Raw genomic sequence first — 18,710 nt, 5'->3', positions numbered from 1 at the left:
GATGTCATTCTTGCGTTGCACCTACGTTGCGGCGGAGTCGTTGAGGATCGAGCCGCGGCCAATCCTCTCCATGTGAGGTCTACAACGAGCCCCAGGCGGGGCTGGCAAAGGTCACAGGCTTGCCCGCCGCTCGCGCGTAAGCGATCTCCCGCATCGTGGACTCGCCGAAGTGCTCGCCGCGGTTCACCACCACGACGCGATCGGCCACGTCGATCCTGCGCAGGTGCAGCTCTCCCAAAGCAGCCTTCTGGTCGTCGGTGATCGGGACGTCGATCTCGGCAGGCATGAGGACGATGACGCCGGCGAGCGTCAAGGACTGGCTCACGGCCCGCATGTCATCGGTGAATCTCATGGATCCGCAGATGCAGACGATCTCGGGACGCTCGGGCACGGAGTCAGTCTCTCACCCGATGTGAAAGCGATGATGAACGAAGAACGCCCCTGCCGTTCGGGTCGGCAGGGGCGTGGTCATCGGGGTGCTTACTGCACCGACCATCCTCCATCGGAGGCCAGGATCGCGCCGTTGATGTTCACGGCGTCATCCGACAGCAGGAACGTGATCGACGCGGCGAGGTGCTCGGCGGTCGCGACCGTCGGGATCGCCTGCTGGAACGGGGCCAGGCGACCCGAGCCGTACTCCGACATGTTCGAGGGCATCGGGATGCCGGTGGCGACGCCGCCCGGGGCGACGGAGTTCACGCGGATGCCCTTCGGCCCGTACATGAACGCCGCCGACTTCGTGACGCCGATGATGCCGTGCTTGCTGGCCGTGTAGGCGTTGCCCGAGGAGTTGCCGCGCAGGCCCGCTTCGCTCGAGACGTTGAGGATCGAGCCGCGGCCGGCCTTCTCCATGATCGGCAGCACCGCGCGCATGAGCTTGAACGGGGCGGTGAGGTTGATGGCGATGACGCGGTCCCAGACGGCATCCGTCGTCTCGCCTGCGGGGGAGAAGTCGTCGTTGATGCCGGCGACGTTCGCGAGGGCGTCGATGCGGTCGCCCGCGGTGGCGATGACGGCGTCGATCGCGTCCTGCTTCGTGAGGTCGCCGGCGACGGTGGTGATGGCGGCATCCGGCAGTTCGGCCTTCAGGGCGTCGAGCTTCTCGGCGGCGATGTCGGAGGCGATGACGCGTCCGCCTTCGCGGGCGATGCGGGATGCCGTGGCCTTGCCGATTCCGGATGCCGCGCCCGTGACGATCACGGTCTTGCCTGCGAAGCGTCCGGTGGTGGGCTTCTCGGTCCAGCCCTCGGACTCGTCGGCTTCGGGGATCTCGCCGCCGTTGGCTGCGCGCACGAGGTCATCGACGACCGACTGCGGGAGTGCGCCCTGGCTCATCGCGACGAGCTGCTGCAGCGGCAATCCGAGCACGGGGGTGAGGAGCTCGGGGTCGGCGCCCGTCTGCTCGAAGAGTCCGCGGATGAGTGGCCCGCCGGTCAGGTCGTCCATCCAGTCGCCGATGGTGGAGTGTGCGGTGAGGGCCATGGGGGAACTCCTTAGGGCTTGGGTTTCGCAACGGTGCGTCTACTTATTGACAAGTGTACGCCCAAGTCCGGCATCGGCCGATGGTTTGTAGCGCTGGCGCCCATCAGCCGGATTCTCAACCAAACCGCCGAGATTTACGGTGCAACCACGACGGTCTAGCGAGGGGCCAGGAGCATCCTCAACCGCTCGCGCAGGGTCGGGTCACAGACATAAACGTATGTGCCGAGCATCCCGCGTGTGAGAAGTACGCCGTAGATGTTCCGAATGAACACCAGCAGATCGTCATCGCTAAAACCACCGCTGAAGCTACCTGTGCGAAGCTTCCCCATCTTGTCTTGATAGTCGTCACGGCTAGCGAACACAGCACCTGAAACATCCGCGCGAATGTCTGGCCCGATGATTACGCCGGCATAGTTCAGGTCATAGCCCTGAACCGTGTGGATAGAGCCGACCTCTTCTAGGGATCCAGGCGAGTTGATCCAATCCTTCTGTGCCTTGTTCCATCGCATCTGCTCGCCATCGATCTCGATGTCGAATGCCGACGGATCGCGGTTCGGGTGAGAGCGCCACTCCCAGGCATATCCGGCGACCATCCTCGATAGTCCAACTTCTGCGTCCTTGGCTCGGATCGCCGCTCGCATCTTGCCGACGTTGTCAAAGAACTTCAGGTCGTAGTCCCCTAGATCGGGACGTGTTGCAGGCTCACCGCGCAGAATCGAGCGAATGAACTCGACGTAGTCGGCCCCTGCCTGAACTCTCATCTGAGTAGTGAGCCGGAAATAGCGGTGAGCATCCTTGGCTTGGTCTAGAACTTCACTCAACGTTTTGGGTGAGAGGTCGTGCGGACGTACACTCTGAGCGCCATCGACGAGGAGAATCTGATGTCGCGAGCGCGCCTGGATCCAGTCGAGCTGGGTCAGGCTCGGCCTATCCGACCCGAACAGCCGCACATTGATGTCATGGAACTTCTTGTTCTGGGGGCCGGATGGCTGGTTGGACCGCTGATTGAGGCGGTGCGTCTCGTCGACGAAGACGATGTCGAAATCAGTGTCCGATTCCCCCACCTGAAACGCGGTGAGCACCATGCTCGGGTCGAGCTTCGGGGTCTTGCGAAAGACCCGCTGCACAGACTCCCGGAGCGACTGCTGAGGGATCACGAGTGCCATACGCAGGTCCCGAAGTGCCGCACGGTTCTCGGGAACGAAGAACTCGGCGAACATCGAGTCGGGCTCCACGCCATCGACATCGGCGTGGTCTCGTATATCCGCGAGGAGCTTCATGAGGAAGATAGCGACGATTGTCTTCCCCGTTCCTGGATCGCCTTGGATGACGAGAGTCGAACGCTCATCCGGCCGGGCGAGATCCTCGAGCAGGCCCTCGACGATGTCGCCGACTGCGATGGCTTGATCGTCGGTAAGAGCCTTGAACGGCGAGAGCTTAAACAGGTCGGTGTTCTCTATCTGCGGGATGCTGCGCGAGAATAACCCCTCTGCGCGCAGGGCTTCGAACACATCGTGGAAAGACTCGCGATAGAGATCGCGCTCGTAGTACTGAGCGTCTGTCAGGCCGTCGTTGCCGTTGAGCACGGTGTACTGTCCGTCGCCGGAGAACCATCGGATGAGATGAGATTCGAGATCAAGGCATACGGACTTGTTGAAGGTGTGGTCGATGAGGACGCGGACCCTGTCCAGCCCAGCGGAGCCCTTGGGGCCATCGAGATGCTGCCGCATCCGCTTCTGAGCCCGGGTCGTCTCGCCTACGTAGAGTTTGCGTGACCCGTCGATCAGGTACACAACCGGCCAGTTGGTGTGGCGATCATCGGCGTGCGCCCAGGCATCGATCTCTTTGCGGTCGAACGGCAAGCGCTGGATACTGAAGTCGGTCACAGCTCTGTGTACTTCGTCATGCGCCCCTTCGCGAGCCGCACGGGGTACTTCTCAGCCGTCTTCTCGAGCTTGCGGACCACGATGTCATCGAGGTCGACGCCGAGCTTGTTCGCCAGGTGGATGCAGTACGTGACGACGTCCGCGAGTTCGTCTTCGACCCGATTCTGGTCGGGAGCGCTGCTCCACTGGTAACACTCAAGCAACTCGCCTGCTTCGATGGCGATGCTCTTCGCGAGGTTCTCGGGCGAGTGAAACTGGTCCCAGTCGCGCTCTGCTACAAACGCACGAAGGCTGGCTAATACTTGCGGAGACGGCATGCGAGGACGCTAGCAGGTTGTCCGGAAGCTATATCGCGATCGAGTGTCGTGCGGGGGGAACCCTGATGTAGCCGAGCTGTTCCATCAGTGCTCGAATCACCGCTTTTCCAAGTTCAAGCGGTACAGCGTTGCCCAGCTGACGTTGCACATCGGCTCGGCTTCCGGCGATCTTGAAGTCGTCGGGGAACGACATCAGCCTCAGCATCTCTGGAATCCGGAGCCTTCGGGCGCGCTCAATGCCTTCGAGATTTCTCACGTTCTCCCAGTGGAACGGTCCCACCCATGGGCCGGGCTGTGCCTGTAGCGTCGTCGACGGTCGATTGGGGTCGAGGCGAAGAAGGAACGTCCAGTATCGGCTGCGCCACTCGAAGTGATTCCGGCCGCCGTATCGATCTGTATGCCAAAGATAATTCTGGCCGGGCGGGACTTCAGCGGCGAGATCAGCGTATTGACCCGCGACGATCTCGTCGGCAGTTGTGTGCAACACCGGCGGTAGACCGGCGAACGCTTGTCCCGAACTCACGTGGGGAACCTTGGAAGTGTCAATCTTTCGATCACGCTCACTCCATCCAGAGTGCGTGGGTTCTGGGAACTCAAACTTCTTCCCGTCCCTTCTCCCGACGACGAAAACGCGTCGACGTAGTTGAGGGACTCCGTAGTCTGCAGCGAGCAGCACTTTCCATTGCGGATTGTACCCGAGTTCGCTCAGCGCTTTGAGGAGGCGATCGAACTGGGCTTTATGCGTTCGATACGTGAGTCCCTGCACGTTTTCTAGTACGAACGCTTCCGGCCGTGTCTCTCTCACTACGCGTACATACTCGTCGAGCAGAGACGCGTTCGGGTCGCGGCTTTCTCGCTTCTGCTCAAGCCAAAACCCTGACTTACTGAACGGGGTGCACGGTGGCCCGCCCACAACCAGCGTGGGCTCGGAGGAGTTCAGGCCAGCCCTTGACAAGATCTGTTCGGTCGAAACGCTGCGAATGTCACCGGACAGTGTCGCCGTTCCATCGAAGTTCGCGCGCAGCGTTTCGAGTGCCGGCTCGTTGTAGTCGGTCGCGACTGAGACACGAAGCAGGCCACTGCCGAGGTCTGCGGTCGCAAGCGGGTCTGCATCTGCGCGCTCTACAGCGAGGTCAAGCCCGCCTGCGCCTGAGAACAAGCTCACGACTGGGAGCTGTTCGCCCATCTGCCACCTCTGCTTCGTGTATGGCGCGCGGTTTGGATCCGCCGCTCGCCCAACTACAAGTATCGTCGAGACCATTCTCGAACAGGCCTCCGACATGCGATCGTGCTGACGGCAGGGGCGGTCCCGAGACCTAGGAGTGACGTTGAGTACGGATGTTCACGAGGAACTCGCTGGTCGTGTCTACGCGCGGGTCTACAAAGCGAGCGGACGCCGAGACCTGCACGCTCTGATCAAGGATGCGATCGCGCGAAGCGGGGGGCGAGTTGTGTCCGAAAGTCCTCACACCCGGGTGCCGTTCTTCTTTGGGGTTCAGACGAACGTGGGCGAGCGCCTCGGGCTTCTGATTTATCCAGTCAGGCTTACGAACGTCCCAACGAAGAACCGCCCCAAGGGGGAGCACCACGCCCAGGTGAAATTTGGTAACCCGTCGCAGTGGAGATCCGAGGTTCACCCGATTGCCTTCGATGTGGCGGGCGTCGACACGACCCTGTTCCTTGGAATCAACGCTACCGAGCGGCGGTTTGTCGGACTCGACCCCGCGCTGTGGAACCCAATGCCTCTCGGTGTCTCGTTTTACGCAGCGGATGGTGACTTTCACGAAATGGGAGCGGAGGGGTGGCATGCGTGGGAGGTCGATACTCGAGGTGGGGCGCGAAACGAGGCGCGGACCCCGGAGGGATTCGAGTCGCGCGTCGCCTTCACGCCGGAGCGGTTCCTCGACTTCGCTCGCTTTGAGCGACGTGCCTCCGAGCTGGGACTAGATACAGCGCTCCGCGTGAAACTAGGTCAGCAGTTCCGCGACCGGTCATTTGCAGATCGAGCCGCCAGAAGCACGCATCCACTCGAGGAGCAGTTTGGTCTGGACGCAGCCAGGATTCTCGATCTGATCGCAGAGCGCCGGATGCTGACGACAGCCGTGAAGGGCGGGGTCGCAGAGGCTCACCTCGAGGAGCAAATGAGTGTGCATCCATCGATCGAGCGCATCACTCGTCGAACTGACGACCGCAGCGCGGACTTCGACGTTCAGCTCAAGGACGGCCGCGCCTACGTCGTCGAGTGCAAAAACGTGAGTCCGAGCCTCCTTGCAGACGGGACTGTGCAGGTAGAAACGCAAAGGACTCGTAACAGCAAGAACGATCCGACCGCCCGGTTGTACAGGGTGGACGCGTTCGACGTCGTTGCTGCATGCCTGTTCTCTGTGACTGGCAGTTGGACGTTCAAATTTGTACGAACATCGCAACTCACTGAGCACTCGAAGTACCCTGGCTTTCTCGCCACGAAGCAACAGGTCGATGATAGGTGGCGCGACACCATAGAAGAACTCGGTCACTAGACGAGCAGTTGCTGGTGCTGAGTGTGCCGAAACTGAATGAGCATCAACCTAGGCATTGAGCACGGGCGGTGGGCGCGCCGCAGGTGTCGCCGATTCTTGGTGCTGTGTTGCGCCATGGTTGGTAGATAGCCGAAATGATGGCGGCGCACTCTGGGCGGAGCGTACTCGACAGACGCGATCGGGAGTCGCGCGCTTGGGACGGCGGGCTCTAGCGGACAAGGCTCGCCGGGGCTCTAGACGTTGACGGCGCGGCGCCGTCAACGTTTCCACAGATTGCTCTCACCGGCTGACCTCGGAGCGATCACGGACCTCGCCGAGGAGTTCGACGAGGTCTGTCGACGTCAGGGTGCCCATTTGTAGTCTCTAGGCGAAGCGTCGTGAGAGCGAGTACGAACGACCCGGGGTAGCGCGTCCATGGACTGATCGTCGTACTGTCTGCCAGACTCTGCGTTTGGAGGTAGAACGTGAAGATTGAGTCTGAAGATATTGACATCGAGAACCTGCTCGCGGGCCGGTTCTTCAACATCCCTCGTTTTCAGCGCCCCTACTCGTGGGATGACGAGAACATCCAAGACCTCTGGGACGACGTCATGGGCGCGAAGGGAGAGGACTACTTCATTGGTTCGATGGTGGTGTATCGAGAAGGCAAGCAGGAGTTCAGTGTTGTCGACGGGCAACAGCGCCTAACCACTATCACTCTGCTTCTCTGCGCCATGCGAGACGCTTTCGCCGTCCTCGGGGAGACCGACCTCGCGGAGGGAATCCATCAGCTCGTCGAGCGGAAGAACCGCTCGAACAAGAACGAGTACGTGCTGAGAACGGAGACTTCGTTTCCGTATCTGCAAGAGAAAATTCTCAAGTTTGGTGATCCGGAGATTTCGACCCTCCCGGAACTGGTTGAAGAGCAGGCGCTGAAGCGTGCGATGAAACTGCTCACTGAGAAAGTGAGTTCCCTTGTCCAAGCGATCGACATTGACGCCTCGATCACCGATGACGACAAACATGGCGTCAAGGTCGACCGATTAATCAAGCTCCGTGAATCGGTGCTGAACTTGAAGGTGATCTTCGTCAAACTTGAGAATGAGGACGACGCCTATCTCATCTTCGAGACACTGAACACCCGCGGCAAGGATCTAGCCGTCACGGACCTCGTGAAAAACCACTTCACGAAATTGCTCAAAAGTAAGGGCGCCGTGGACTCCGTGAAGCTCAAGTGGGGCGGAATCCTGGAGTCAATCTACGAGTCGGCGGCGGATATCACCTCAGATGCATTCCTATATCACTTCTGGGCCTCACGGCACGAGTCTTCTCCCGTGAAGAAGCTGTACTCGGTCGTAAAGAAACGAGTCGATGCGAAGAACGCGCGTTCGTATCTTGACGCTCTCGTTCGTGATGTTGAGTTCTATCGTGCCATTCATGAGCCGTCTTTCATGTGGACTAAGAACGAAAAGCGAGTCGCCGCCTCGCTCCGCGCGATTCAGGTGTTTCGCGTTGTCCAGCCCACCCCGGCGCTGCTGTCGCTCGTGCGCGCGTACAAGGACGGAAAGATCAAGCTCGCCAAGCTGATCGAAGCGGTGGAAGCGATCGAACGATTCCACTTCACGTTCACTGCCATCACGTCCTCGCGATCGTCTGGCGGAATCTCGGGGATGTACTCGTCGTTCGGTCGGAAGCTGTTTGAGGCCGAAGATTCGAACCAAGCTGGTATGGAGATAAAGAGTTTCATTCAGAAGCTGAGAGAACGACGGCCTTCCGTTGAGGAAGTGACTCTCGGCTTCCGCGACGTTATCTTCACGAACTCGACGACAAAGCAGAAGCCTCTCGTGCGATACATCCTGCGGAAGTTCGCTGAGCAGGACGAGTTTAAGTTTGCTGGCGACTGGGATGATCTGACCATCGAGCACGTCGCGCCCCAGGCTCTGATCGGAACCGATTCTTGGAGCGAAGCAAACGTCGGTCAACTGGGCAACCTATTCCTGCTCGACCCGAAGAAGAATGGCGAGCTTGCCAACAAGTCGTTCGCCGAGAAAAAGAATATTCTGTCCGCAGGACACTACAGCGTTCCTCGGGCCCTAGCGTATACAGAGGTATGGAATCCCGACACCGTACGGTCGCATACTGACGCGATGGCAGTCATGGCGCACGACGTGATCTGGAAAATCTAGGTTCGTCGACCTACCCGGATAAACGAAAGCCCCCTTCGACATGGAGTCCGGCGGCACCACCGAGACCGACGTCCTGAATGCAGTCACCGAGTAGGTCGACCTCCTGCTCAACCTGGCTCCCATCGAGCCGGACGAGTTCACCGCCCTGGTGCGACTCGTGCGCGATGGGGGAGACGTCGTGAGCACCACCGCCTGGATGGCGGCGACTGATGATGCCGACCGCGATGTGCGTTCACTGGTCGTGTTCGTTCGGAGCGACGCCGAGAAGCTCGCCGAGCTCGTCTCGCTTGTGGACAGCGGAACGCTCACTCTGGAGGTCACGCGCCGCATTCTGCTGAACGACTTTCGGCGGGGAGTGATGCCTTCGTCTCCGCTACCGCCACCGAGCATTGGGCCGGCCGCTAGGGTGAATTCAATCAAGGGAGGCCCATGTTCGAGGACCGCGTCGAAACGTTCACCAAGCATCTGCTCGAGGCGGACTCATTCTCAGAGACGACTCAAGAACTCGCTCTGGAACAGCTTTCAGTATTCGAGGCGACTGACGACTACCTCGCGCGGATCGGCGACCCTCACTCATTCTCCGGCGGGTTGTCGACGCTCGGCGACAAGGTGCTCGATGGCCTGCGCGATGCGCTCGCCCAGGGATCTGACGAGGGTGTCCTGAGTTGGGTGAAGCAGGTTAGCCGCGATATTACGCAGCACTTTAATCTTCTGGCGACAACAGGCCCCGAGGACGATGAAGCCAGCTTCATTGCGACTAGGTCGCGAGCCCTCAGCCAGCAAGCCTCGACGCTGCAGGACCAGGCAACCTTGAGAGCGGCGACGATCGAACTCAATGCGGAACTGCAGGATTCCGCAGCCAAAGCCAAAGACGCCGCTGGCATCATCGGAGCAGCTTCGCTGGCGACTCATTTCGGTAGGTACGCTGACGACGAAGAGCGGGCTGCGAATATGTTCCGCGTTTCGGCGCTAGTTGGCTTCGCTGCGGCCTTGTCGTTTGCGCTGATCTTCGGCAACGGGGCGAACAGTGTCCTCACGTTCGAGAACGAATGGACCGCGCTCGCCTTCAAAGCGGCCGGCGCGATTGGGATCGGAGGCATCGCCGCATACCTAGCGCGCCAATCCGGACAGCACCGTCGCATGGCCAACTGGGCGCGAAGCATGGAGGTCCAACTTCAGTCTTTTCCCGCGTTCATCGAACCACTCGCGTACGAGCAGCAGGCTGAAATGTACGCGCTTCTCGCACGCCGCGTACTGACTGCGCCCCCTGAGAGATCAGGCAACACGTCGGACGACAGTGTCGGAGCGACTCAGTTGCTTGATGTCGTAACCGCCCTCGTCAAGCGTTCGAACACGCCGGGGACATAGATAGTGCGCCGCATTAGAGATCGCCAACCGGATCGCTTTTTTGAGTCAGCCATCACACCTTTACGGCGCAGAGGGATGAAGCCGCGTCATGCGTGTGACTAGGTCGTACGTGTCACCCCTCGCGGCGAGGCTCGACGACGACATGGCGTTGGTCGGCGCTCTTTCGGGCTCGGCGAGCATCGACGATAGCGGCGGTGATGCTCGCCGGTCGCGACGATGAGGCCGGCAACCTGTTGTGCTGACGAGGTCACCGAAGTTCGGGACCCCGTCGCCGATGAACGCCTATCGCGCGATCAACGGCGGCCCGAGGGCAGCGCCGCAGCGTCTGGTCCGGGCGGCCTGGCTCGTATCGGACGGATGATCAGTGCGCCTGCAGCACAGCCCAGGCAATCAGGCTGTCGATCCTCCGCACATCCGCGCCCTTCGAGAGCTTGACCTTGATGTGCCCGGCCCGCGTCCAGAGCTCGATCTCGGAGTTCCAATCGAGGGTGCCGGCGTTCTCGGACGACCACATGTTGATCGCGCTGTACGGCAGCGAGTAGATCTCGACCTTCTTGCCGGTGATGCCCTGAGCGTCCCGGACGATCAGCCGCTTCGTCGTGAACGTCGCGGAGTCGCGGAATGTCTTGAACGACGTGATCGGCTGCTCGCCCTCCACGAGGAGTGTGTGGACGTCGGGCGGGACGGGGATCTCCTGTTGCAGGGTCCACGTGAGAATCGGCGATGCTTCCATGCTCTGATCATGGCGTACAGGCCACCTGTGCGACGACGACGTTCCCCACGAACTACTGGTCAGAGTCCAGAAAACGCGCCAGGTCCCAGCCGCGAACGGCACCCTCGTAACGAACCTGCAACACCGGGCTTTCGGCTCCCAGCGTTCTGTCAGGATGAGCGCATGACAACACCGAATGACACTCCCGCCGGCTGGTATGACGACGGCTCCGGCCGGCAGCGCTGGTGGGACGGTCAGCAGTGGGGGAACTTCGCCGATGAGGCCAACGCACCAGCTCCCCTGGCGACCGCAACCTCCGCATCCCCCGACTCCGCTTCGCCGAAGAAGCTCAACGTGCTCGCCCTCGTGTCCGCGATCGTCGCGGCCGTCGGCTTCATCTTCGCCTGCATCCCTGGCGCACTGATCCTCGGCTGGATCCTCCTGCCGATCGCCTTCGTGCTCAGCATCGTGTCTCTGTTCCTCAAGGGCGACAAGAAGTGGCTCGGCATCGTCGGCCTCATCCTCTCCATCGTCGGCACCATCGTCGGTGTCATGGTCTTCATCGGCGTCGTCGCGACGTCGGTCGATGATGCATTCGGCGATGGCGACACCACCGTGTCGCAGCCGTCCGACTCCGGCGACTCCGGCGATGAGGAGGAGGCGACCGAGGAGGAAGCCCCCGCCGCCGACGCCCAGGGCACCCGCGAGAACCCGTACCCGCTGGGCTCCGAGATCAGCAACAGCAACTGGTCCGTCGTCGTGAACTCGGTCAACCCCGACGGCAACGCGGTGGTCTCTGAGGCCAACCAGTTCAACGAGCCTGCGCCCGCCGGATCGCACTACGTCATCGTGAACACCACCGTCACCTACAAGGGCGGCGACTCGAGCTACGCCGCCGAGGTCTCGGTCGACATCGTGACCGAGTCGGGCAACGTCGTCAACGGATACGACAGCCTCGCCGTGCTCACCGACGGTTTCGGCCTCGACGAGCTCTACAAGGATGCCTCCGCCACCGGATCGCAGGCGTTCGTCGTCCCCGACGGCGAGACCTTCCTGATCCGCGTGACCCCCGGCATCCTCGCCGACGAGGTCTTCATCAAGCCGTAACCCCACCGTCCGCACTGCCGAGAAGCCCCGTTCAGCTCATGCTGGGCGGGGCTTCTCGCGTGACTCGCGGACGTTCGCTCGGGTAGCGTCCGAGCACCTCGCTACCCTGATCCGATGCCTCCGATCCGCGCAGTCCTCTTCGACCTCGACGGCGTCGTCCGGCACTTCGATCCCGAGAACGTCGCGCGCATCGAGCGCCAGCACGGCCTGGCCGCCGGTGCGATCGAGTCCGTCGCTTTCGCTCCCCACCTCCTGGAACAGGTGACGACAGGTCGCATCTCACGCCATGAGTGGGTTCGCCTGATCGGAATCGAGATCGGCAACGCCGACGCCGCGGAGGACTGGGGTCGCCAACCGTTCCGCGCTGACCAGCAGGTCCTCGGCCTCGTCGACGAGCTGAGAGCCCACGGCATCCGCACCGCGATCCTCACCAACGGGACCGACACGATTCCGGCCGAGCTCGCCTCGCTCGACCTCACCGACCGCTTCGAAGCCGTCTTCAACTCTGCAGAGATCGGCTGGACGAAACCCGACGTGCGGGCGTTCCAGCACGTACTCGATCGGATGCAGCTCGCACCCGCCGAGGTGTTCTTCACCGACGATTCCGCGAGCAAGCTGGCGGGCGCGGCGACGCTCGGGATGCCGACACATCACTTTACCGGCGTCGACGGTCTGCGCACAGCGCTCCGCGCCGCGCGTGTGCTCGAATGATCGGATACGCCCGTTGGGGCATCCGGTGCTGGCCCTGAAGCGGACCGAAAGTGTGCGCGGGCGACGCAGTCCGATCTCTGCGCCGCCCACACCCGTCAGACCCTCTTGATGTCTGAGAACAGGCCGATGAACGGCACTCCGGTGCCGACCAACCGTTGGAAGAACTCCCCCGCGGGCGGGGTGGAGACGGCCGCCGAGGCGGCTTCGTAACTCTCGAAGTGCAGGTCGAGCGTGCGGTGCGCGGGCGTCGGGGTTCCGTCCTCCTTGGGCCAGACCTTCGCTGACTCGATCCGCTGCAGCCCGGGGAGCTGCGCGGCGAGGTCGGCGATATCCGGATAGACGTTCTCGAACTCGGCCGGGTCGGCCGGGTTCTCGATGACGATGGTGATCTTCGTGGGCATGATCTCTCTCTTCTTGCTGATGGGAACGTGCGGTCAGGCCGGTCGGCCGTAGGTCTCGAGGAGCCGGAGCCAGACCTCGCTGATGGTCGGATACGCGGGAATCGCGTGCCAGAGCCGCTCCATCGGCACCTCTCCGACAATCGCGATGGTCGCCGCGTGCACGAGCTCGGCGACGTCCTGCCCGACGAACGTGGCGCCGACGATCACCTGCCGGTCCTCGTCGACGATGAGCTTCGCCCGCCCGGTGTACCCGTCGGCATGGAGCTTTGCTCCGCCGACCCAGCCGAGGTCGTATTCCACCGCCCGGTAGTTGAGCTGCTTCTGCGTGGCGCCTTCCTCGGTGAGTCCGACAGCGGCGACCTCGGGGTCGGTGAACACGACGCGCGGCACCGCGGAGTGGTCGGCCGTGGCGACGTGCTGACCCCACTTCTCGGTCGCGACGGGCGATCCGTCGAGTCGAGCCGCGATCGCCTCGCCCGCGGCGCGTGCCTGGTACTTGCCCTGATGGGTGAGCAGTGCACGACCGTTCACGTCGCCGACGGCGTACAGCCAATCGGTGCCGTCCACGAGCATGGTGTCGTCGACGGAGATTCCGCGGCTGACGTCCAGTCCCAGCGCTTCGAGACCGAGGTCGTCGGTGGCCGGCCGTCGCCCCGTCGATACGAGGAGCTCGTCCGCGCTGACGGTGGTGCCATCGCCGAGCGTGATCGTGACGGTGCCGTCTGCATCGCGGTGGACCCTGGTGGGGCTTGCTGCGGTGTCGACTGTCACGCCTTCGGCGATCAGCGCAGCGGCCACGTACTCGCCCACGAACGGCTCTTCGCGCTCGAGCAGGCGGCCCCGGGAGAGCAGTGTGACCTGCGAGCCGAGGGACGAGAACGCGAAGGCGAGTTCGGTGCCGGCGACGCCGCCGCCGATGATCGCGAGCCGGGGAGGAACGCGGTCGGCCGAGGTGGCCTCCCTGGTGCCCCACGGTGCGGCCTCGGCGAGCCCGGCAATCGGAGGTAGCACAGGAACGGAGCCGGTCGCGATGGCGACGGCCTTGGCCGTGTAGACGCGATCGCCGACGGTGACCTGTCCGGTGCCGGTGATGTGGCCGTGCCCGCGGATCAGATCGATCCCGGCGGAGTCGAGCCAGGAGACCTGACCGTCGTCCTTCCAGTCGTCCGTGAACGACGTGCGCCGAGCGAGCACGGCGGCGGCATCGAGGTGATCGGAGACCGCCTCTCGCGCTCCCGCCAGGCGGCGCGCAGCACGGATCGCGTGTCCGCTGCGCAGGAGGGTCTTCGAGGGCATGCATGCCCAGTAGGAGCACTCGCCTCCCACGAGCTCGGACTCGACGATCGCGACGCGGACGCCGCGCTTGGTCGCATAGTCGGCGACGTTCTCGCCGACCGGTCCGCCGCCGATGACGATCAGGCCGTAGTCGTACGCCGGGGTGTCGTGTGCGGTGACGTCGTGTGCAATGGCGTGCGCGGTCATGCTGCGACCTTCTTGCGCAGCACGATGGACAGGCGGATGGCGGAGACCAGGAAGAAGATCGCGCCCAGAAGTGCGTAGCCCGCCACTCCCACGATCATCCCGCTGCCCTGAAGGCCCTGCGCGACGAATGCTCCGCCGGCGAAGAGGGAGATGCCGCCGGAGAGCATCTGCGGCACCTGGCCGCCGGTGCGACGGTTGCGGATGGCGGTGATCAGCTGGGGAAGGCCTGCGGCGATCGCCCACACGCCCCAGACGGTCAGCGCAGTGGATGCCGACACCGTCGACGCCCAGCCCAGGGCGATCGCCACGAGCACGCTGACGATGACGTTGATCCATTCGGAGACCTTCGCGCTACGGCCGTCACCTTCGGAGCGGATCTGCCAGTACACGGATACTGCGTCGAACAGCGGGTACACGATCAACAGGATCGTGAGGAAGGGGCCAGCAGCTCCGCCGGTCAAGAACAGCAGGGCTGCCCAGATCACGGTGAAGCCGAAGCGGACGAAGTACAGGCGGCGCAATGCGGCGCCCAGGGCGGGTGCGGAAGTGGTGAGAGACATGCTCGACATTTCTTTCGGTGAGGTTCAGACTGGTAGAGTTACTAGTACGTCTACATGGACGCTAGCCCGCCTTCGTCTTGAACGCAAGCGGCATCCTCAACCCAGGGAGGTACATTCGGTGCATGCGCTCCGCTTCTTCTCCGACCCACGCTCGCGTCGAGGGACGCTCATGAAGACGGTCGGCGTTCTCGGCGGGATGAGCTGGGAGTCCTCGCTCGAGTGGTACCGACTGGCGAACGAACGTGTGCGAGATCAGCTGGGTGGACACCATTCCGCGCGCATCCTCCTGGATTCGCTGGACTTCGCCGAGGTGGAAGAACTGCAGGCCCGAGGCGACTGGGATTCTGCGGGAGCACTGCTCGCGGATCATGCCCGCGGTCTCGAGCGTGCAGGCGCAGACCTCATCGTGCTGTGCACCAACACGATGCACCTCGTCGCCGCTCGGATCGAAGACGCGATCGGCATCCCGTTCCTCCACATCGCCGACACCACGGCCGCGGCGGTGCTCGACGCCGGCGTCCGCACCGTGGGACTGCTGGGCACGGCGTTCACGATGGAGAAGCCCTTCTACCGTGAACGGCTCGAGACCCAGGGGATCGAGGTGCTCGTCCCGAACGCCGAACAGCGTGCCGGGGTGCATACGGTCATCTACGACGAGCTGGTGCACGGCATCATCCGCCCCGAATCGCGGGCGTTCTATCGCGAGGTGATCGAGGACCTCGTGTCTCAGGGCGCTGAAGGCGTCATTCTCGGCTGCACCGAGATCGAGCTGCTGGTCTCCTCGGCGGATGCGACGGTCCCCGTCTTCCCGACGACGGCGATCCACGTCGATGCCGCGCTCGCCGCCGCGGGAGTGGGCGGGAAACCATGAAATCCTGGAAGCGCTGATGCGACCTGACCCATCCCGACCGGAGCCCGAAGTGCACGACGAGAAGACCGCCCCTGTGGCGAAGGCCTCTGGCGGTTCCCAGACTCGGCAGCGGATTCTCGACGCTGCCAACGAGCTGTTCTACAACCACGGCATCCGCGCGACGAGCGCCGACCGGATCATCGAGCAGGTCGGTCTCACCAAGGTCACCTTCTATCGGCACTTCCGCACGAAGAGCGACCTCGTGGTCGCCTACCTGCAGCAGCAGTCGGCTGCCGAGCAGGGGTGGATCAGGAGCACCGTTCACGATGGTGACCCGCTCGAGACGGCACGCGCGATCGCTGCCGGCATCGGGGCGGCGAGCTGCAGTCCGGGGTTCCGCGGGTGTGCGTTCATCAACGCCGCGGCGGAGTATCCCGACACGCAGGACCCGGTTCGGGTCGCCGTGGACGTGCACCGCGCCTGGATCCTCGAGTTCTTCGCCGAGATCGCCGCACAGGCTGGAGCGAGCGACGTGGAATCGGTGGCGCAGCAGCTCATGATTCTCCGCGACGGCGCGATGGTCAATGGCTATCTCGGCGACTCCGCCGCGGTGGCGGACTCGCTGGAAGCGGGTTTTCTCTCCATCCTCGGCCCTGGCGACGACGGCGGGCGCTGAGGCGGGCCGCGTGCGGTCCCCCTGCGATGGAGGGGCGAGTGCTGGTTGGTTTGCGTCCTCCGTGTCGGGCGGACTTCTCCGTCTTGGGCGGATCGTCGTCGCGGAAGCATCCGCCCATCGGGGAGGTCTCCGCCCATCGAGGCGCGCTTCGCTAGGGTGGCGACACACACCATGACCTGGAGGGATCACGATGTCATCTGAAGCGACCACCACTTTCCACTCGAACGCGGATGCCGCCACGACCGCCGCGGCGGTGCAGCGCGTCCTCGCCGAGAACAAGGCGAAGGTGATCGGTCAGAGCCCCGACGGCACGCAGATCGACTTCCAGACCCGCAAGACGCTGCTGAACTGGGAGCTCCTCGGCCGCGCGATCACCACGCCCGCGGCATCCGGTTCCGACGTGCACCTGTCGCTCGACGTGCACCACAACCGTCCGCCGGCGCTGCTCGACGGCAAGAAGAACCGCAAGGCCGTCGAGAAGCTGGCGGAGCAGATCCAAGCCGCGATCGACTGACACACGCCTCATCGTTCTCGCTGTGCGGTCGGACGTCTCCTCTCGAGCGCCTGACCACTCGAAACGCAAGATATCGCTGGTCAAATCTGAAAAGCACCGCCACGAGCGTCACCACGTCGAGTGACGATCTTGTTACGAGATCACGGATCTGTCGCTTCCTCGGCTAGAAAAGTCTGACCAGTACAGTTGTACATTGCACTGTCATGGGGTTCTATGGAAACCATTCGCAATGGCGCAATCGACAGAAAGGTCTGGTCTCGTGACCGCATCTAAGAGGCTCCCCGCATTCATCGCCGCGGCTGCCGCATCCGCTCTGCTCATCACCGGCTGCTCTGCCGGCGGAGGCGCACCCGACGCCTCCCAGCCCGGCACGGGTGGCACGCCCGAGAAGGGCGGCACCGTGCACATGCTCCAGAACGCCGACTTCTCGTACCTCGATCCCTCCCGTGGGTTCGACGGCGGCGTCAACGCGTTCTACCGCCTCATCTACCGCGGCCTCACCATGCAGGCAGCCGGCGACGCCGAGGACCCGAACAAGATCGTTCCCGACCTGGCCGAGAAGCTCGGTGAGGCGTCGGAAGACGGCCTGACGTGGACCTACACGCTCAAGGACGACATCTTCTTCGACGACGGCACCCCCATCACCTCCGAGGCCATGAAGTTCGGCATCTCGCGCTCGTGGGACCCCCAGGTCGGCATCGGCTCGCCCTACCTGCGTCAGGTGATCGACGCTCCCGCCGACTACCAGGGCCCCTACGTCTCGGGCGACCTGCCCACGATCGAGACGCCCGACGACAAGACGATCGTCTTCCACCTGAAGAAGCCGTTCCCCGAGTTCGACAACGTGCTCGCGCAGCCCAACGCCGTGCCGTTCCCCGAGGGCACCGGCGCCGGCGACGAGTTCATCAAAGACGTGATCGCCTCGGGTCCCTACACGCTGGCCGAGTACACCCCCGGCAGCTCGATCGTGCTCGAGCGCAACGAGTACTGGGACGAATCGACCGATGACGTGCGCAAGGCCTACCCCGACAGCTGGGAGTTCGAGATCGGCATCGACGCGGCCACGATCGACGAGCGCATGATCGCCGGTCAGAGCGACGACCAGAACGCGATCGCCGGCACCGTCAGCGCGGCCACCCTGCCGCGTCTGCAGACCCCGCAGCTCAAGGATCGCGCGATCACCGCGGATGCCTTCTGCACCACCTACATGTCGATGAACACCACCAAGGCGCCGTTCGACGACGCCAAGGTGCGCGACGCGATCAACTGGGCCATCGACCGCTCCGCCCTGGTCAACGCCTCGGGCGGCACGCAGCTCGCCGACCCGGCGTACACGATCATCCCGCCGGTGGTCTCGAGCTTCAAGGACTTCAACCTGTGGGAGTCCGAGGGCGACAAGGGCGACACCGAGAAGGCTCAGGAGCTGCTCGACGAGGCCGGTCTCTCCGACGGCTTCGAGTTCACGCTCGACATCCGCTCGCAGCCGCTCATGCAGGGTCAGGCCGAGGCTATCCAGCAGGCTCTCGAGCCGCTCGGCGTCACGGTCAACCTCAACGTGATCGACACCTCGATCTACTACGAGACGATCGGCACCCCCTCGCAGCAGCACGACGCCGCGATCACCGGCTGGTGCCCGGACTGGGCCTCGAGCGCCAGCACGATCATCCCGCCGCTGTTCGACGGTCGGAACATCTTCGAGAAGGGCAACTCCAACCTCGCCCAGATCAACGATCCGGCCATCAACGACCGCATCGACGAGATCACCGCGATGACCGACGTCGACGAGGCGAAGACCGCGTGGGGCGACCTCGACGAGCAGATCATGGGCCTCTCGCCCATCGCGCCGCTCGTGTTCAGCAAGGGCATCTTCCTGCCGGGTGAGAACATCGCCGGCTACTACCCGAGCACCAACCTGACGGACCTGACGATCATCGGTCTCAAGGACCCCTCGAAGGGCTGA

The 18,710-nt window shown here is 63.2% G+C and carries 18 protein-coding genes and 1 pseudogene; 10 read left to right on the top strand and 9 right to left on the bottom strand.

The annotated features are described in order from the left end of the window. Positions 1–79: 79 nt before the first annotated feature. The 5 genes from BLW44_RS00680 to BLW44_RS00660 all read right to left on the bottom strand — a co-directional run bounded on the left by BLW44_RS00680 (position 80) and on the right by BLW44_RS00660 (position 4,871). Entirely contained in the window at positions 80–391 is a 312-nt protein-coding gene (locus BLW44_RS00680) for a hypothetical protein (RefSeq protein ID WP_060927742.1), read from the bottom strand. Between the two features lie 89 nt (positions 392–480). Next, positions 481–1,482, bottom strand: a complete 1,002-nt coding sequence (locus tag BLW44_RS00675; RefSeq protein ID WP_060927743.1) for an SDR family NAD(P)-dependent oxidoreductase — start codon at positions 1,480–1,482, stop codon at positions 481–483. A 155-nt stretch (positions 1,483–1,637) separates the two neighbouring features. Continuing rightward, the gene (locus BLW44_RS00670; protein ID WP_060927744.1) at positions 1,638–3,368 is read right to left on the bottom strand and encodes a DUF2075 domain-containing protein; all 1,731 of its coding nucleotides are present in this window, start codon (positions 3,366–3,368) and stop codon (positions 1,638–1,640) included. Beyond that, the gene (locus tag BLW44_RS00665; RefSeq protein ID WP_060927745.1) at positions 3,365–3,685 is read right to left on the bottom strand and encodes a nucleotide pyrophosphohydrolase; all 321 of its coding nucleotides are present in this window, start codon (positions 3,683–3,685) and stop codon (positions 3,365–3,367) included. Before BLW44_RS00665 ends, BLW44_RS00670 begins: the two co-directional genes overlap by 4 nt. A 28-nt stretch (positions 3,686–3,713) precedes the next feature. Next, on the bottom strand, positions 3,714–4,871 hold the full coding sequence (locus BLW44_RS00660) for a DNA cytosine methyltransferase (protein ID WP_074731501.1): 1,158 nt from the start codon (positions 4,869–4,871) through the stop codon (positions 3,714–3,716). Positions 4,872–5,013: 142 nt separating this feature from the next. On the opposite strand from BLW44_RS00660, the gene BLW44_RS17875 reads away from it, so the two are divergent. The 4 genes and pseudogenes from BLW44_RS17875 to BLW44_RS00640 all read left to right on the top strand — a co-directional run bounded on the left by BLW44_RS17875 (position 5,014) and on the right by BLW44_RS00640 (position 9,737). Beyond that, on the top strand, positions 5,014–6,204 hold the full coding sequence (locus BLW44_RS17875; RefSeq protein ID WP_074731976.1) for a hypothetical protein: 1,191 nt from the start codon (positions 5,014–5,016) through the stop codon (positions 6,202–6,204). A 464-nt stretch (positions 6,205–6,668) separates the two neighbouring features. Continuing rightward, positions 6,669–8,369, top strand: coding sequence for a DUF262 domain-containing protein (locus tag BLW44_RS00650; protein WP_060927747.1), 1,701 nt, complete (start codon positions 6,669–6,671; stop codon positions 8,367–8,369). A gap of 103 nt (positions 8,370–8,472) precedes the next feature. After that, a pseudogene (locus BLW44_RS18505) lies at positions 8,473–8,703 on the top strand (NADP-dependent oxidoreductase); the annotation flags it as partial. 95 nt (positions 8,704–8,798) lie between these two features. Continuing rightward, entirely contained in the window at positions 8,799–9,737 is a 939-nt protein-coding gene (locus BLW44_RS00640) for a hypothetical protein (RefSeq protein ID WP_060927748.1), read from the top strand. A 361-nt stretch (positions 9,738–10,098) separates the two neighbouring features. Here the strand turns inward: BLW44_RS00640 and BLW44_RS00635 are convergent, their stop codons facing one another. Beyond that, positions 10,099–10,470 carry a PH domain-containing protein gene (locus BLW44_RS00635; protein ID WP_060927749.1) on the bottom strand — a complete coding sequence of 124 codons (372 nt, stop codon included), beginning with the start codon at positions 10,468–10,470 and terminating at the stop codon, positions 10,099–10,101. A gap of 162 nt (positions 10,471–10,632) precedes the next feature. On the opposite strand from BLW44_RS00635, the gene BLW44_RS00630 reads away from it, so the two are divergent. Continuing rightward, positions 10,633–11,556 (top strand): DUF2510 domain-containing protein, encoded by a 924-nt coding sequence (locus tag BLW44_RS00630; protein WP_139305208.1) that lies wholly within the window; start codon positions 10,633–10,635, stop codon positions 11,554–11,556. A gap of 114 nt (positions 11,557–11,670) precedes the next feature. Beyond that, a complete protein-coding gene (locus BLW44_RS00625) occupies positions 11,671–12,267 on the top strand; it encodes an HAD family hydrolase (protein ID WP_060927750.1) in 597 nt (198 codons plus the stop codon). A gap of 95 nt (positions 12,268–12,362) precedes the next feature. On the opposite strand, the gene BLW44_RS00620 is transcribed toward BLW44_RS00625, so the two are convergent. From BLW44_RS00620 to BLW44_RS00610, 3 genes are read right to left on the bottom strand one after another with little or no spacing between them, the layout of a single operon-like run. Continuing rightward, positions 12,363–12,668 (bottom strand): EthD domain-containing protein, encoded by a 306-nt coding sequence (locus BLW44_RS00620; RefSeq protein WP_060927751.1) that lies wholly within the window; start codon positions 12,666–12,668, stop codon positions 12,363–12,365. A 33-nt stretch (positions 12,669–12,701) separates the two neighbouring features. Then, complete coding sequence (locus BLW44_RS00615) at positions 12,702–14,150, bottom strand: dihydrolipoyl dehydrogenase family protein (protein WP_060927752.1); 1,449 nt, start codon at positions 14,148–14,150, stop codon at positions 12,702–12,704. Beyond that, positions 14,147–14,710 (bottom strand): hypothetical protein, encoded by a 564-nt coding sequence (locus BLW44_RS00610; protein ID WP_082724588.1) that lies wholly within the window; start codon positions 14,708–14,710, stop codon positions 14,147–14,149. Before BLW44_RS00610 ends, BLW44_RS00615 begins: the two co-directional genes overlap by 4 nt. Positions 14,711–14,879: 169 nt before the next feature. On the opposite strand from BLW44_RS00610, the gene BLW44_RS00605 reads away from it, so the two are divergent. The 4 genes from BLW44_RS00605 to BLW44_RS00590 all read left to right on the top strand — a co-directional run bounded on the left by BLW44_RS00605 (position 14,880) and on the right by BLW44_RS00590 (position 18,710). Continuing rightward, a complete protein-coding gene (locus BLW44_RS00605) occupies positions 14,880–15,581 on the top strand; it encodes an aspartate/glutamate racemase family protein (protein WP_060927754.1) in 702 nt (233 codons plus the stop codon). A gap of 16 nt (positions 15,582–15,597) precedes the next feature. Then, entirely contained in the window at positions 15,598–16,236 is a 639-nt protein-coding gene (locus BLW44_RS00600; protein WP_082724587.1) for a TetR/AcrR family transcriptional regulator, read from the top strand. Between the two features lie 190 nt (positions 16,237–16,426). Continuing rightward, positions 16,427–16,750 carry a hypothetical protein gene (locus BLW44_RS00595; protein ID WP_060927755.1) on the top strand — a complete coding sequence of 108 codons (324 nt, stop codon included), beginning with the start codon at positions 16,427–16,429 and terminating at the stop codon, positions 16,748–16,750. A 259-nt stretch (positions 16,751–17,009) separates the two neighbouring features. After that, positions 17,010–18,710 (top strand): ABC transporter substrate-binding protein, encoded by a 1,701-nt coding sequence (locus BLW44_RS00590; RefSeq protein WP_245647446.1) that lies wholly within the window; start codon positions 17,010–17,012, stop codon positions 18,708–18,710.

This window comes from Microbacterium hydrocarbonoxydans, assembly GCF_900105205.1.
GTDB classification, from domain to species: Bacteria; Actinomycetota; Actinomycetes; order Actinomycetales; family Microbacteriaceae; genus Microbacterium; species Microbacterium hydrocarbonoxydans.
The sequence above is the reverse complement of the archived record's forward strand: the minus strand, read 5'-3'. Positions and strand labels throughout refer to the sequence as shown.

Bases quoted from the DNA above. Each gene is read 5' to 3' on its own strand.
- BLW44_RS00675 (WP_060927743.1), bottom strand. From the start codon at position 1,482: ATGGCCCTCACCGCACACTCCACCATCGGCGACTGGATGGACGACCTG.
- BLW44_RS00665 (WP_060927745.1), bottom strand. From the start codon at position 3,685: ATGCCGTCTCCGCAAGTATTAGCCAGCCTTCGTGCGTTTGTAGCAGAG.
- BLW44_RS00660 (WP_074731501.1), bottom strand. From the start codon at position 4,871: ATGGGCGAACAGCTCCCAGTCGTGAGCTTGTTCTCAGGCGCAGGCGGG.
- BLW44_RS00640 (WP_060927748.1), top strand. From the start codon at position 8,799: ATGTTCGAGGACCGCGTCGAAACGTTCACCAAGCATCTGCTCGAGGCG.
- BLW44_RS00635 (WP_060927749.1), bottom strand. From the start codon at position 10,470: ATGGAAGCATCGCCGATTCTCACGTGGACCCTGCAACAGGAGATCCCC.
- BLW44_RS00630 (WP_139305208.1), top strand. From the start codon at position 10,633: ATGACAACACCGAATGACACTCCCGCCGGCTGGTATGACGACGGCTCC.
- BLW44_RS00625 (WP_060927750.1), top strand. From the start codon at position 11,671: ATGCCTCCGATCCGCGCAGTCCTCTTCGACCTCGACGGCGTCGTCCGG.
- BLW44_RS00620 (WP_060927751.1), bottom strand. From the start codon at position 12,668: ATGCCCACGAAGATCACCATCGTCATCGAGAACCCGGCCGACCCGGCC.
- BLW44_RS00615 (WP_060927752.1), bottom strand. From the start codon at position 14,150: ATGACCGCGCACGCCATTGCACACGACGTCACCGCACACGACACCCCG.
- BLW44_RS00610 (WP_082724588.1), bottom strand. From the start codon at position 14,710: ATGTCTCTCACCACTTCCGCACCCGCCCTGGGCGCCGCATTGCGCCGC.
- BLW44_RS00605 (WP_060927754.1), top strand. From the start codon at position 14,880: ATGAAGACGGTCGGCGTTCTCGGCGGGATGAGCTGGGAGTCCTCGCTC.
- BLW44_RS00600 (WP_082724587.1), top strand. From the start codon at position 15,598: ATGCGACCTGACCCATCCCGACCGGAGCCCGAAGTGCACGACGAGAAG.
- BLW44_RS00595 (WP_060927755.1), top strand. From the start codon at position 16,427: ATGTCATCTGAAGCGACCACCACTTTCCACTCGAACGCGGATGCCGCC.